The 13,938-nt window shown below is 45.5% G+C and carries 11 protein-coding genes and 1 pseudogene; 1 reads left to right on the forward strand and 11 read right to left on the reverse strand.

The window, feature by feature from the left end; genetic code table 11:
- Positions 1-175 precede the first annotated feature (175 nt).
- The gene (locus tag F4V45_RS07090; protein WP_150337658.1) at positions 176-2,380 is read right to left on the reverse strand and encodes an NADP-dependent isocitrate dehydrogenase; all 2,205 of its coding nucleotides are present in this window, start codon (positions 2,378-2,380) and stop codon (positions 176-178) included.
- Positions 2,381-2,552: 172 nt separating this feature from the next.
- Between F4V45_RS07090 and F4V45_RS07095 the strand changes: the two genes are divergently transcribed.
- Positions 2,553-3,050 carry an LPP20 family lipoprotein gene (locus F4V45_RS07095; protein ID WP_150337659.1) on the forward strand — a complete coding sequence of 166 codons (498 nt, stop codon included), beginning with the start codon at positions 2,553-2,555 and terminating at the stop codon, positions 3,048-3,050.
- A 62-nt stretch (positions 3,051-3,112) separates the two neighbouring features.
- Here F4V45_RS07095 and F4V45_RS07100 read toward each other — a convergent pair whose 3' ends face one another.
- The 10 genes and pseudogenes from F4V45_RS07100 to F4V45_RS07140 all read right to left on the reverse strand — a co-directional run bounded on the left by F4V45_RS07100 (position 3,113) and on the right by F4V45_RS07140 (position 13,929).
- The gene (locus F4V45_RS07100; protein ID WP_150337660.1) at positions 3,113-3,619 is read right to left on the reverse strand and encodes a glycosyltransferase; all 507 of its coding nucleotides are present in this window, start codon (positions 3,617-3,619) and stop codon (positions 3,113-3,115) included.
- Positions 3,585-5,186 (reverse strand): glycosyltransferase, encoded by a 1,602-nt coding sequence (locus tag F4V45_RS09955; RefSeq protein ID WP_150337661.1) that lies wholly within the window; start codon positions 5,184-5,186, stop codon positions 3,585-3,587. The genes F4V45_RS07100 and F4V45_RS09955 overlap by 35 nt, the downstream gene beginning before the upstream one ends.
- The gene (locus F4V45_RS07110) at positions 5,176-6,090 is read right to left on the reverse strand and encodes a glycosyltransferase family 2 protein (RefSeq protein WP_150337662.1); all 915 of its coding nucleotides are present in this window, start codon (positions 6,088-6,090) and stop codon (positions 5,176-5,178) included. The genes F4V45_RS09955 and F4V45_RS07110 overlap by 11 nt, the downstream gene beginning before the upstream one ends.
- Positions 6,080-7,705, reverse strand: coding sequence for a glycosyltransferase (locus F4V45_RS07115; RefSeq protein WP_150337663.1), 1,626 nt, complete (start codon positions 7,703-7,705; stop codon positions 6,080-6,082). The genes F4V45_RS07110 and F4V45_RS07115 overlap by 11 nt, the downstream gene beginning before the upstream one ends.
- Positions 7,695-9,263: a glycosyltransferase family 2 protein gene (locus tag F4V45_RS09960; RefSeq protein WP_281292482.1), complete on the reverse strand. Its 1,569-nt coding sequence runs from the start codon at positions 9,261-9,263 to the stop codon at positions 7,695-7,697. The genes F4V45_RS07115 and F4V45_RS09960 overlap by 11 nt, the downstream gene beginning before the upstream one ends.
- Complete coding sequence (locus tag F4V45_RS09490) at positions 9,215-9,388, reverse strand: hypothetical protein (protein ID WP_170235203.1); 174 nt, start codon at positions 9,386-9,388, stop codon at positions 9,215-9,217. The genes F4V45_RS09960 and F4V45_RS09490 overlap by 49 nt, the downstream gene beginning before the upstream one ends.
- Positions 9,369-9,752: a glycosyltransferase gene (locus F4V45_RS07125; RefSeq protein ID WP_246145260.1), complete on the reverse strand. Its 384-nt coding sequence runs from the start codon at positions 9,750-9,752 to the stop codon at positions 9,369-9,371. Before F4V45_RS07125 ends, F4V45_RS09490 begins: the two co-directional genes overlap by 20 nt.
- Positions 9,753-9,769: 17 nt before the next feature.
- Positions 9,770-11,812: a glycosyltransferase family 4 protein gene (locus tag F4V45_RS07130; protein WP_150337665.1), complete on the reverse strand. Its 2,043-nt coding sequence runs from the start codon at positions 11,810-11,812 to the stop codon at positions 9,770-9,772.
- A 1,372-nt stretch (positions 11,813-13,184) separates the two neighbouring features.
- Positions 13,185-13,490: pseudogene (locus tag F4V45_RS09800) on the reverse strand (glycosyltransferase family 2 protein); the annotation flags it as partial.
- Positions 13,480-13,929 (reverse strand): glycosyltransferase family 2 protein, encoded by a 450-nt coding sequence (locus F4V45_RS07140; RefSeq protein ID WP_246145266.1) that lies wholly within the window; start codon positions 13,927-13,929, stop codon positions 13,480-13,482. The gene F4V45_RS07140 and the pseudogene F4V45_RS09800, both read right to left, overlap by 11 nt.
- Between the last annotated feature and the right edge of the window lie 9 nt (positions 13,930-13,938).

Consider the following 13,938-nt stretch of genomic DNA (forward strand, 5'->3'; position numbering starts at 1 on the left):
TCGACAAAATGTGAAATAATTTAATAGAAAAGTTAATGAAAGTGTAAATGGGACACAAGCAATGCAGAGCTTTGAGCCACAAACACTCTTAGCCCCATCTCGCAATTGTGTCGTATTTCCCAAGCAAAGTCCCTAGAGAAATAAAACCTTACATAGGGCTTAATTGTCAAAGAGCTTATTTCTTAGCAATCCTTTCAATCACCGCATTAAAGCTTTTACTTGGTCGCATAATGGTTTCTGCCTTATTGTCATCAAATTTATAATATCCGCCTAGATCTACTTTCACGCCTTGTGCGGAGTTAAACTCTGCTCTAATAGAATCTTGCTTAGATTCTAGCTCATTAGCAATAGGCGTAAAGAATGCTGCGATAGTAGAATCCACTTTTTGCTCACTCAACGCCCTAGCAAAATACATCGCCAAGTAAAAATGGCTTGTGCGGTTGTCATCTTCGCCCACTTTGCGTGAGGGAGCTTTGTTGTTATCAAGCCATTGTGAAGTCGCAGAATCTAGTGCGTCTGCTAGCACCTTTGCCTTAGGGCTATTTTGCTTTTGCGCGTAGAATTCTAGGCTTGCTTGCAGAGCTAAAAACTCGCCCAAGCTATCCCAACGCAAGTGATTTTCTTCCACAAGCTGTTCTACCTGCTTTGGCGCACTGCCTCCAGCCCCGGTTTCAAACATCGCCCCGCCATTTAGCATAGGCACGACGGAGAGCATTTTCGCACTTGTGCCAAGCTCTAAAATGGGGAAAAGATCCGTCAAATAATCACGCAAAACATTGCCTGTAATAGAGATAGCATTTTTCCCAGCGCGGATAAGGCGTAAGGATTCTAAACACGCTTCCTTTGGGGCTAAAATGGCTATGTCTTTGCCCTTTTCTTGTAGTCTTTTCTTAACTAAATCAATCATAATTTTATTACTAGCCCTTTTAGAATCTAGCCAGAAAATCGCCTTATCCCCTGTTAAATCCGCCCTTTCAATCCCTAAATCAATCCAATTTTGCACCGCATCAAATTTCGCTTGATTTGCTCTATAAATATCGCCCTTTTTCACGCGATGAGTAAGCAGCTCTCTATCGCTAGAATCCACAATGATAAACTCCCCATCACTTGGGGCGACAAAGGTTTTATCGTGTGAGCCATATTCTTGTGCTTTTTTCGCCATTAAGCCTACATTGCTGACACTGCCTAAAGTCGCAGGATTAAGCTCTCCATTAGCCTTTAAATCTTCAATCACGGCTTCATAAATAGTCGCATAAGTTTTATCAGGGATCACCGCGTTTGCATCGCATTCCTTGCCGTCTTTATCCCATAATCTCGCGCCATTTTTTAGCATAGCAGGCATTGAAGCATCTACAATCACATCGCTTGGGATATGCAGATTGGTAATGCCTTTGTCGGAATTTACCATAGAGATTTTGGCGGATTTTTCTAAAATCTCATTGTATTTCGCAAGAATCGCCGCTTTTTTGGGGCTGGATTCTATCTTTGTAAGTAGCTCACTTATGCCATTATTGGCATTCACACCTAAAGATTCTAGCTCGTCTTTAAATTCGCTAAAAAGCTCCTTAAAATACGCCTTCACCGCATAGCCAAAGAGAATTGGATCGCTTACTTTCATCATCGTAGCCTTTAAATGCAGTGAAAAGAGTATATCTTGCTTTTTGCAGGATTCAATCTCTTCTGTGTAAAACTCACTTAGCTTTTGTGCGTCCATAAAGGTGGCATCTAGTATCTCATTTGCCCCCAGCTTTAGCCCATCTTTTAGCACTTTTTGTCCGCTAGAATCTTTGAAAACAATCTTTGCCGTTGTGGGAGATTCTATCAAAACCGCCTTTTCATTATCAAAGAAATCGCCCTCTTTCATATAGCTCACACAGCTTTTTGAGCTTTTATCAAAGGGCGTTACTCGGTAGGGATTTTTCTGTGCGTAGGATTTGACCGCATTGGTGCTACGGCGGTCAGAATTGCCCTGTCGTAAAACAGGATTCACCGCTGAGCCTAGCACTTTTTGATATTTTTCTTTCACTGCCTTTTCTTGCTCGTTGCTTGGCTCATCAGGGAAATCTGGCACATTATAGCCCTTTGCTTGCAGCTCTTTAATGGCGTTTTTAAGCTGGGGGATTGAAGCGGAGATATTTGGGGTTTTGATAAGGTTGGCATTTGGCGTTTTGACAAGCTCACCAAGCTGACTTAGGGCGTCTTCTACGCGTTGGTCTGCTTTTAAACCCTCCGGGAACTGCGCTAAGATTCTAGCACTTAGCGAAATATCAGCAGTCTCTACTTTGATGTCGGCGTGGTTTAAAAAAGCTTTTGCGATAGGCAGAAATGAGTAGGTCGCTAGGGCTGGGGATTCATCTGTGAGTGTGTAGGTGATTTTCATCGTGTGTCCTTTGTGGTGAATTACAGAGAGTGGATTCTAGTATAGCAAAATCACTTTAAAATCAATACAAGTTTAGCTCGAAGTTTAGCCCAAAGTATCCAAACACCACAGCTTAAAAATATCGCGCCATTGACCGATATAGCTAGCACGACTTTAGCTCTAAGGAGATTGTATGAAACCACAGATAAAAAGCACCGCCCTATCCATAGCGGCGAGCCTATGTCTAGGAGTGTGTGCATTAGGTGCGCAGGTAGATGCGCAAGCAGCATATTTGGATACGCAAGCAAGTATCAATACCGCAGCTAGTGCGCCCTATGAGAGTCCCTTTATCACTTCTGTCGCGGAGCAAGATATACTTGAGATAGAGGCTGTGGGCATTGGTGTGGCACCTAGCGAGTCCTGCTCGCCAGCGCAGGCGGTGGCTCTTGCCAAAAGAGCGGCGATCATCGATGCGTATCGCCACTTAGGTGAGCAGATGTATGGTATCAAGCTTAATGCAAACGACACGGTGCAAAATATGGTGCTAAAAAACTCCAGCATTAAAACAAAGCTAAACGCCCTTATCCGTGGTGCTAAGGTGCGCGAGAGTGCGTGTGAGCAGGGGATCTGCCAAGTAACAATGGAGCTAAAGCTTGATGGCAAGGTGTGGTCGCAGGTGTTAGGGATTTAGCTAGCGGGCTAGATTTAGCTAACACTTGGGCTAGATTCTAGGGAGGCTAGCTGCTTTAGATTCTAGCTTTTGGGGAGGTGCTCTTGGGTCGCTCTATGGTAGTGGGCGATAATGCGCTGTATATCATAGCTCTTGCGCGCAAGCTCCCTTGCGTTTTGCCCCATAAGCTCTCTTGCGGTGGAATCTAGAGCGATAAACTTCTGCATAGCATTTGCTAGGGATTTTGCATCACGCACTTGGCATAGAAAGCCATTGGGATAGCCATTGTCAAATGTTTTTATTAAATGTTTGCAGCCACTTGCATTGCTTGTGATGATGGGTTTGCCCATACTGAGTGCTTCTAGCAAGCTTACACTTACCCCCTCCCTATAGCTTGGTAGCACCACACAAGAGCTAGATTCTAAAAATGGGCGGACATCTTTTGTGCTGCCTAAATATTCTATAATCCCCTGTTCTTGCCAAGCTAGAATCTGCTCTTTACTTATGGCACTAGGATTTTCACAATCACTTGCGCCCAAAAGCTGGAAGCTAATTTTAAGTGAAAGTTTTGTTATGCCCCCCCCCCCCATTAGATTCTACTCTATTAGCTTCTTTGATAGAATCTTGCACCATTTTTGCCGCTTCTACAAACTCACCAACCCCCTTATCCCATAGCATTCTAGCCACAAGTAAAAAGACTATTTCCTTTTGCTCCACTTGCTCTTGCTCCCCTTGTTTTTCTGCTTTGACATCGCTGCTTTTAGGGGAGAAATACTCCGTATCCACTCCCTCACTATCAAGCAAAAAGGCTTGATTTTGTTTAATTAACTTATATGATAAAAACTCTTGCTTATCATCATTGTTTAAAAACCACACTTCTTGTGTTTTGCTAAGCGCAAAGCGATACATCTTGCATACAATAGAGCGTAGCACACGCTTTTTAAGACTACTTGTTTTGCCTTTGTCATTGATAAATACATAGCCAAGCCCCGTGATGAGCGCGATATTTGGGATTTTTAGGAAATTACACACGCTTGAGGAGTAAATGGCTGGTTTTATCGTGTAGTTAAACACGAGGGCTGGGCGTATGAGCTTTAGGAGTTTGTGGAGCATAGTGATTGTGCGGAAGTCTTTAAGGGGATTAAGGGAGCGGGAATCTAAGTAGAGATTATGCGTGATAAAACCTTCTTGCTGCAAAGCCTGTGTGCTAGAGTCAAAGGGGGCTATGATATGGATAGTAAAGCCACTTTTTTGCAAGGACTTTAGGACTTGGAGGCGGAAGTTGTGCATAGCAAAGCAAGTGTTGCTTACAAAAACTAGGTTTGCGTGCGATTCAGCTTTGCTTGGTTTGGGCGTTGGCTTTTGGGCTAGAATCGCGGATTGCTGCGGCGAGTCGGCGGTTACATACACTCTAGTATGCGCCCTTGACTCGCCTTGCAAAGCCACGATTCTAACCTCAAAATCCTGCCGCCTAGTTTCGTTTTTAGAGTCTGTGTTATTGTGTGAAAGCCTAGAATCCTGCGCCGACTTTAGATTCTGGGGTTTTTTGTCATTGCGAGCAAGCGCGCTAGTGTCTGCGTGGCAATCCACTTGCACACTAGAATCTAGCTCGGTTTGTTTCTCCCCTACTGCTTTTTTATAGCACTCAACAATCCGCGCTACATCAAACCGCCCTTTCACAAGCTCCCTAGCCTTTGTGCCCATTTGCATAAGAGCATTGTGGGTATGTGGAAGTTCATTTGAGAGTAGCAGAGATATTGCAAGGCTTAAGGCTTGTGCGTCTTTTGGCGGGATAAGGATACCATTTTGCCCGATAAGGAGATTTTCATAAGGCATAAGGGGTGGGGCGACACATTCTCTGCAGCCTGCGATATTTGTGGTGATGATTGCCTTGCCCATACTCATTGCCTCTAGCAAAACTCTAGGCACACCCTCTTTATATGAGCTTGGTAGCACTACGCAAGTTGCAGATTCTAAAAAGGGGCGGACATCTTTTGTGCTGCCTAAATATTCTATAATCCCTTGTTCTTGCCACGCTAGAATCTGCTCTTTACTTATAGCACTAGGATTTTCACAATCACTTGCCCCTAAAAGCTGGAATCTAGGGAGCTGAAATTTAGGGGGTTTAAGGCATTTGCGTGGGATTTTAGGCGGCATTGTATCCGCCTAGCTTTGCTTGTGGGGCAAAAGAATTGTCTAAGGCAAAAGAAGTGAAGTGATAAGATGGGGCAAAAGCAATATGATATGTGAGATAAAGCCGCCTAGATTCTAGTGCTGCCCCCCCCCCAATCAACATTACAAGCCTATGAAACATCTTGCGCAATGGCTTTAGCACGACAAAGATAGGGAAAGTGCTTAAGCCATTGTCCCGCCACGCACGAGCGCACTCAAGATTGGCGCGCATAATATTGCTAAGGCTTGCATTGGAAGTCCCGCCCACACGCATTTTGACAAAGCATTCATCAATGTATAGGGACTTTGCTTGATACTTTTGCAAAAATCGCAGCATAATCTCATAATCCGCTGCGATTGTGTAGGAGAGATTAAACCCACCATAGCGCGTATAAAGAGCCTTTCTCGCATAGAAGCTTGGGTGTGGCGGGTGGAATCCTAGCGTGAAATCGTGGCTTTTTAACGCCTTGCCATTAAATGGTCGTAGTGGTTGTAATGTGTGGCTTATATACACAATATTTGCATAGACAATATCAATGGAATCAGGCTTATCAAACCCCCAAGCGATAAACTCTAGCACAAGATTTGAAGCGAAAAAGTCATCAGCATTTAAGAAGCCCACAATCTCTCCGCGTGCCTTTTCTAAGCCCTTATTCATACCATCATAAATCCCCAAATCCCTTTGGCTAAAGACTTGTAGGCTCACACCTTTTGCGCGATATTGTGGGCGGTAGGATTCTATGATTGATAGCGTGGAGTCGCTGCTTTGATTATCGATGATGATATGCTCAAAGTCGGTATAGCTCTGCGCTAGTGCAGAATCTAGCGTGCTAGCGATGGTTGCGGCGGAGTTGAAGGTGGTGGTGATGAGGGAGATTTTAGGCAGCATAACCTGCCTTTAAAAGCGATTCAGCTTTTTTGGTGGATTCAGCTTTTAGCGAAAAATGCGGGAGCGGCGAAAAATCCCTGCGGTCATTACCATCTAGGTAACTCCCTTGTGATTTTCCTTGCAACCCACATTTTTCATCTAAAATCCTAAAATCCTTTGCGGACTTGTTTAGAATTGTTGCGCTTGTGGTGGAATCTATGTTGTTGTCATTGAGAGCGGACTTGTCCGCGTGGCAATCCACTTGCACACTAGATTCTAGCTCGGTTTGTTTCTCTTCCAAGATTCTAAGATTTGCGGTATTGCTTTGCTTGTTTTGTTTGTATTTTAGGGTAGGAGTTACCTTGTCGGTAATGACTGCCCTAAAATACAAACAATCAGGCGAATGATTACCCGAAGCTGAATCCTTTTTAGCAAACGAGAATTCTAGGCTAAAATCTACAAAAGCATAGATCCTATAGCCTAGTGCTGCCCCCCCCCCTAAGAGATTTTCCCTACTTGCATAGAGATTGCAATAAAGCTCATAGATAGAATCGAGCATTTTTTCACTAGTAAAAAGCTGCAAAAATCTAGCCCTAGCATCGCGCGAAAATCGCTCATAGTCGCGCTCTATCTCGCTAATGGCTTGGGCTATGGCAGCTGGATTTTGAGGCGGGACTACTAAGCCGCTGACATTGTGGGCATTGACATAATCACTTCCTGATGGGCTAAGTTTGGTGCTAATAATTGGCTTGCCAAAGCTCATCGCCTCTAGCAAAACAACCCCATAAGACTCTTGGATAGAAGGCAGCACGAAAATGTGGCATTGCTGATAGTGCCTTGCTAGCTTATCGCGCGTTACGCGCCCTAGCAATTTGACTTTATGGGAGAGTTTATGCTCGTTGATAAGGGCTTCTAGCTTGGAGTGTAGTGCGCCATCGCCTCCTATGTGGATTTCATACTCATCTGGCAAGTATTGCGCACTTTGGACTAGATAGGTAAAGCCTTTGTTCTGCGCGAGTCTCCCAAGGGCAAAAATAATTCTTTTCTCACCCTTTTTGCTTTGTGCTGGGCGTTGTGGCAGAGTAGATTCTAGGGAGCTAGGGGCTATATCATCTATGCCTATGGGGATACTCACACATTTATCGCGGTATGGTTGTAAAAAGGCGGATTCTAGGGCGTATTTGGGGCTTGTAGCGATAATGCTATGCGCCCTTTGTAGCAGCCAGCTTTGCAAGGGGGAGTAGAGCTTTAGCAAATGCTTTTGCTTGATAATATCGCTGTGCCAATGCAAAATGATGATTTTCTCGCGTATATCGCTTAGGAAAAGTGCTAGATTTGCCATAGGGTCTGGCAGGTGCAAGTGGATAATGTCATAGGCTTGTATAAGCTTTTGCAGGGTGAAAATCATCTGCGGTGTGATAGAAGTGGAAGCAAGCTTGCCAAAGGATTTGGTGCGGTAGATTCTAGCCCTAGAGTCTAGGATCTCATAGCTAAAGTTGTAAGAAGAGCTAGAGCATAGCACATCGCAGACTAGCCCTCTAGCGTTTATCCCATCGCAAATATCTTGCATCACGCGTTCAATCCCGCCGATGTCTGGGGGGTAGAATTTGCCGAGTTGGAGGACTTTAGGCAGCATAGGCTACCTTTAAAAGCGATTCAGCTTTTGGGCTAGAATCGTGGATTTCATCGCCGCGCTTGTGCGATAGACCGCCAAGTCTTATCTCCGCGCGCGGCTCGAAAAACCCCGATTCTAGCTCCAAAATCTTAGAATCGCTGGGGCTTTTACTAGAATCTAGCTTTGCTTCCGCCTGCAGCGTTGTTAGATTTTTAGCGTTTTGGGTAAAACTCCTAGAATCCTTTGCGGACTTGTTTAGATTCTGGGCTTTATCGTCATTGCGAGACTTGCTTGGCAAGTCGTGGCAATCCACACTAGAATCTAGCTCGGTTTGGTTGAGGTCTGCGGTTGCCCTAAAACAAGGGATACCGCTCGCCGCTAGGCGATGTTTCTTTAGAAAATCCCCAAAATCTGCGGAATGATTACCTAAAGCTGAATTTACTTTTGTAAAAACTAAAGCCTGATTCTGCCTAGGCTTAAGGTATAAACAAAAATGCGAATATAAGTAAGGCAGCGTCCCCAATACTGCAGAGATAGCACACAAGAGAGCAGATAAGGCGATTTGATCAAGCGCATATATGCTGGAATCTTGGGTGCTGGGATAAGCCCAGCTTCTACAAGGGGCGTGAGCGGAGCTAGTATAGATTCTAGCACTGCCCCCCCCCCTACGCGCTATTTTCGCGCTTTGCGCACTGCTGGGGGTAGAAGCCCTAGAATCTAAAAGGCGCGATTCTAGGATAATGAGCGCGGCAAGATCTTGGCTCATAGTCCTAGTAATTTGGGGCAAAAGGCTGGAATCTAGCTCTAAAGTATGCAAGGCATTAGCGACATAGCTAAAGCTCTCTATCCTGCGCGCTCTTTTGCTTGGATTGTGCATACTTGATTGAGCGTTTAAGCAGTAGAAATATAGGCGTTTATCAATGCTTATATAGCTTGTAGCAAGGCTAGCGATCACTAGGAAAAAGAGCAGGTCATCTGCCACGATGGGCGTGAAGCTAGAGTCTGTGAAATGCCCGCAAGCTTGGCGCAAAAGCTCGCTGTCATAGCACTTATCCCATAGGGTAAATTTAGGAAACTGCCTAGAATCTAAGAAAAAATTCTGTGCGATTTGATGGTTTTGTAATGATTTTTTACTAAAGCGCGTAGGCAGGGCGTAGCGAGCGTAATGCGTAAGCTTGGCTAGTAGCGGGGTGTGCGGGTTCGCTGGATAGTGAGCTTTAAAGTGCAAAATATCGGCATTATGTAGTGTGGCGTGCTGGTGTAGTGTCTCACACGCTTGTAAATGCAAGTAGTCATCAGCATCGACAAATAGCACATACTCCCCCCTAGCCTGCCTAATGCCCACAATGCGTGTAGCAAAAGTGCCTAGATTGTTTGCATTATGGATTATGCGGATTCTGCAATCTCTCTGCGCGTAGTGTTGTGCTATTTGTATAGAGCTATCACTCCCGCAATCATCTATAACGAGAATCTCAATATCGCGTAAAGTTTGGTTAATGCAAGACTCAAGGCAGCGCACGATATAAGATTCTACATTGTAGGTGGGGATAATGATAGAAATCGCGCAGTTACTTGCCACTTGCTTCCTTGGTTGTAGTGTTTGGGGGTTGTGAAAGTGTGGATTCTACCTAGAAGTTGCTTAAAGTCTTTAGAATCTAGCGCGCCTTTGGGGTGGGGCGCAGTGCTAGCGCGTATAGATTGCATAAAGCTCTTTGTAATAAGGGCGAGAGAGGATATAGGAGCTAGCCCTTTCACGCTCTTGCAAAAAGTGCGTGAAATGCGCTTCATACTTATCTAAAATCCCTTTCAACTCCGCTTCCAAGTCATCAAATATAAAGCCCCCAAATCTCTGCGCTGTGGTGCTAAGCTCTTGGCGGTTTGCCACTAGGGCTGGTGTGCCAGAGAGCATAGACTCTACAATGGTTAGCCCAAAGGTCTCATTGAGTAGGCTAGGCGAGATAGAGAGCTTGGCAAGGGCTAGGATTTGCTTTAGCTCCTGTGGGGGCAGGGCAGGGGCAAACTGGATAGGAGAGTTGAGATAGTGGGCAAGTGCGTAAAGCTTCAGCAAAGATAGCTCAATAGTTATTATGCCCCCCCCCCATAGAGATAGAGATTTATAAGCTTTTTTAGATAGTGGTTGGAGTGCAGGTTTTGCATAATTTCTTCGCGCTTTTGTAGCAAGGTGGCAAACTCGCTCTCATAAGAGTCTAGGGTATTTATGATGCACACTTCTAGGCTTTGGACATTGCTATCCTGCAGGGCTTGGCGCGGGTCAAAGCTAAAGCTCTTGCCATAAAAGCTAGCAATGGTCTCTTGCATAGCTCCTAGATCGCTTGCTATGGGGATAGTTCCGGCTAAGATAGATTCTACAATGGTTAGCCCAAAGGTCTCATACCACAGGCTTGGCAGGATTGATAGCTTTGCTTTAGCTAGAATGGCGGCTAGCTCTTTGGGGGTGCGTGGGGGCAAAAAGGTGCAAGGAAGCGGACTTCTTGGGCTTAAAAGCGATTCAGCTTTTGGGCTAGAATCGTGGATTTCATCGGCTCGCTGCGTCGATAGACCTCTAGTCTTATCTTCCTTGCGAGCCTTGAAAAGCCCCGATTCTAGCTCCAAAATCTTAGAATCGCTGGGGCTTTGGCTGGAGGATTGGGCTTTGCGTGGTTTTGGCGTTGGCTTTTGGGCTAAAAATGGTGATTCTAAAGAAACATCGGCTAACGCCGAGCGGTATCCCTTGTTTTGCTGCGGTGAGTCTGCAGTTACGCACGCCCAAGTGCGCACCTTTGACTCACCTTGCAAAGCCCCATTTTTATCACAAAAATCCTGCCGCCTATCTACTTGGCTACAAAACACATTTTTAGCGTTTTTGTTAAAACTCCTAGAATCCTTTGCGGACTTGTTTAGAATTGTTGCGCTTGTGGTGGAATCTAACTTGCTGTCATTGCGAGCGGATTGAAAATCCGCGTGGCAATCCATAGAATCCACTTTTGCGTTTTGTAGATTATGGATCGCCACGACTTGCTGCTGCAAGTCTCGCGATGACGGAGCTGAAGTGTTTTTGCTCTGGGCTTGTTTTTCTTCTTCTAGGATTCTAGGAATTGTGGTATTGCTAGTGGGGCTTTTAGCAAAATTTAGGGTAGAGCTAGACTTGCGGTCTGCGGTTGCCCTAAATTTTGCTAAATCATCGCTATGGATACCCGAGACCGAATCCACTTTTGCAAAAGTGGATTCTAGCTCTAGGTGTTGCAATAGGCGGTTTGCTAGCTCTAAGCATTTTGGCTTATCATCGCCATCGCCTATGATAAGCAGCTTATAGTGGGAGAAGCGCGGGAGTTTAAGCAGATTGGCAAAGGCGTGGAGCAGCAAGGGGACATTTTTCTCCGGGGAGAGCCTGCCAAAAAACACGAGCAAGTCCTGCTTATCTTGCAGCGATATGTGGGGGTTGTAAAAGTGCGTTTCTATCGGGTTTGTAAGGGTGATTAGCTTAGAGCTATCCCAGCCATCTTGGATATGCTTTGATCGCTGAAACTCCCCCACGCAAATAATCGTGTCAAAAAGCTCTTTTTCTTGCAGCAATGCCCCTTGGTAAAATGGCGAGCGCAGGGCTTTTAAAATCGAGTGGATTCTCCCTCTTCTATCGCAGTTTTGATATGCTATGCGCAAGCCTTTGCTATGCCCGATACATTGCTCGCAAATTTGCCCCTTGGCATAGTTGTATAGCCCGCCATTTGCGCAAGGTCCAAAGCCGTGCTGTGTGTAGATGAGCTTGACTTTTGGGTGCTTTGCCTTATAGGCACGCAAGGCGAAAAGCACGCTAGGGCTTAGGCGGGAGAGGTAGTTTTGCGTGTGGATAATATCTGGCTTGATAGTAAAAAGAAAGGCTTTAAGCCGTTTGTAATTAGTGAGGTTGAAGATGTATTTATATGCCCCGCGCCACTTGGGGTAGAGCTGCCAATCATCAAGGCGCAAAAAATGTGCATTGTCTATGCCGCAAGGGGGCAGCTCATCGCAGCTTGCGACATAGATGTCAAACTGCTTGGATTCTAGGGTGGCTTCTATGGTGTTGCGAAATACGCTCTCTGCGCCGCCTTTGAAGGTGTCGGAGGCTAGGTGGAGGAGTTTAGACAGCATAACCTGCCTTTAAAAGCGATTCAGCTTTTTTGGTGGATTCGGCTTTGCGCGATAAATCGTGGATTGCTTCGCGCGTGCTGCAGTTACATACGCCAAGTATGCGCCCTTGCACGCGCTTGAAAAGCAAAGGTTTCTCATCGCAAATCCTAGAATCCTGCGCTGACTTACTTACATTTTTTGCTTCATTCCTAGAATCCTCGTTTTTACTAGCGGCGTTTTTTCCGTCATTGCGAGCGGATTGAAAATCCGCGTGGCAATCCATAGTCTCAAAAGTAGAATCCACTTTTTCTAAAGAAGCTATGCTTTGTGCTTTTTGTGCGTTGTTTGTGTGGATCGCCACGACTTGCTGCCGCAAGTCTCGCGATGACAGAAAAAAGGCGTTGTATGAAAAAGTGGATTCTAGGTTTTGGGTGGAGTTTTCACACCCAGCTTGACTTTCTTCTTCTAGGATTCTAGGAATTGTGGTATTGCTAGTGGGGCTTTTAGCAAAATTTAGGGTAGAGCTAGACTTGCGGTCTGCGGTTGCCCTAAATTTTGCTAAATCATCGCTATGGATACCCGAGACCGAATCCACTTTTGAAAAAGTGGATTCTAGGCTAGAATCTAGAGCTTGACATACCCTAGCGAAAAGATACAACCAAGCAAGCGCACAAAGGTCTGCCACTTGCGATGATAGCGTAGAGATTTGAGACAAGCCATAATATATGCTGCCCCCCCCCCAACCGCCATTTATCAGCCCATCATAGCGGTGCTCTAGCACTTGCACGCTTGTAAGGATAGCAATCGCACGCCTTTGTGCGATACTAAAGCTTGCATTAGCGCGCAGGCAATCAACTTGAGAGAGCTTGCCAAGCTCGGTGATCACCTGCCCTATATCAGCGATCTTTTTATCGCGCGTGTTGGCATCGATTTTGCGCGTGATTGAGGAGCTAGAGTCGCAATAGACATAGAGCTTATCAGGTATGCCGATACTTTTTGTAGCTAGTGCGGTTAGCCAGAAGCTTTTAAGCACATCTTCTGCCATTGTTAGGCGGACATTTTCGCCCATATGTGCCACGAGCTTCTCGATCGCGCCTCGTATGTGCGAAGCTTTATAAAGCTTCGCACATATGTGCCACGGAGGTGTGGCACAATGGGCGAAGACTTCAAAAAGCACTTCATCTCCAAAAAGTGGCTTGCAAAGCACAGGGGGGCTTACGCGCTTGAATGTTGGCGGCTCAAAGCGCATACCGAAAAACACAATATCTGGCTTGCTATCGGGGATCTGCTCTTGGGTGCTTGGCTTGGCTTGGCTTAGATTTGCTTGGATTGGCTTTGTGGGGCTTAGGCTTGATGGGGCTTGCGCGCTCTTTTGCGTGGCATTATAGGAGATCTCACAGGCATTATGCGTGAGATAGTCATCAGCGTCCAAAAAGGCTATATACTCCCCCAAAGCCTGCCTAATACCCACAATGCGCGTAGCAAATGTGCCTAGATTGTTTGCATTATGGATAATTTTGATCCTAGAATCTAGCTTGGCATAATCTTGCGCGATTTGTATAGAGCCATCACTCCCACAATCATCTATAACTAGAATCTCAATATCGTGTAAAGTTTGGTTAATGCAAGACTCAAGGCAGCGCGCGATATAAGATTCTACATTGTAGGTGGGGATAATGATAGAGACTTTAGGCGGCATAGTGCTGCCTGTTTGGTTGATTATGTGCTGCCCCCCCCCCAATGGCATTTTTAGAAGCCTTTTCATTGGCTAGGAGTGTGAGCTGCTCTAGCGGAGTAGAATCTGCTAGATTATGCACTAAGCGATAGAGTCTCTTGCAAGTGTGTGGCTCAATGTAGTCATCGCTATCTAGGGGTAAGATGTATTCCCCCCTTGCTACTCTCTCGCCTGCTATGCGCGTGCTAAAGAGTCCTAGATTTGTTGCATTATGCACGATATGGATTCTAGAATCTTGCTTGGCGTAGCGTTGTGCGATTTGTATGGAGCTATCACTGCCGCAATCATCTACAATGATCATTTCTATATTGTGTAAGCTTTGGTTAATGCAAGAATCCAAGCAGCGCGCGATGGTGGATTCTACATTATAGACGGGGATAATGATAGAGATAAAGGGGCGCAATGCGTGTCC

This window comes from Helicobacter canis, from assembly GCF_008693005.1.
Taxonomy (GTDB): Bacteria; Campylobacterota; Campylobacteria; order Campylobacterales; family Helicobacteraceae; genus Helicobacter_B; species Helicobacter_B canis.

Bases quoted from the DNA above. Each gene is read 5' to 3' on its own strand.
- F4V45_RS07110 (WP_150337662.1), bottom strand. From the start codon at position 6,090: ATGCTGCCTAAAATCTCCCTCATCACCACCACCTTCAACTCCGCCGCA.
- F4V45_RS07130 (WP_150337665.1), bottom strand. From the start codon at position 11,812: ATGCTGTCTAAACTCCTCCACCTAGCCTCCGACACCTTCAAAGGCGGC.
- F4V45_RS07100 (WP_150337660.1), bottom strand. From the start codon at position 3,619: ATGGGGGGGGGGGGCATAACAAAACTTTCACTTAAAATTAGCTTCCAG.
- F4V45_RS09955 (WP_150337661.1), bottom strand. From the start codon at position 5,186: ATGCCGCCTAAAATCCCACGCAAATGCCTTAAACCCCCTAAATTTCAG.
- F4V45_RS07090 (WP_150337658.1), bottom strand. From the start codon at position 2,380: ATGAAAATCACCTACACACTCACAGATGAATCCCCAGCCCTAGCGACC.
- F4V45_RS09490 (WP_170235203.1), bottom strand. From the start codon at position 9,388: ATGCAATCTATACGCGCTAGCACTGCGCCCCACCCCAAAGGCGCGCTA.
- F4V45_RS07095 (WP_150337659.1), top strand. From the start codon at position 2,553: ATGAAACCACAGATAAAAAGCACCGCCCTATCCATAGCGGCGAGCCTA.
- F4V45_RS07115 (WP_150337663.1), bottom strand. From the start codon at position 7,705: ATGCTGCCTAAAGTCCTCCAACTCGGCAAATTCTACCCCCCAGACATC.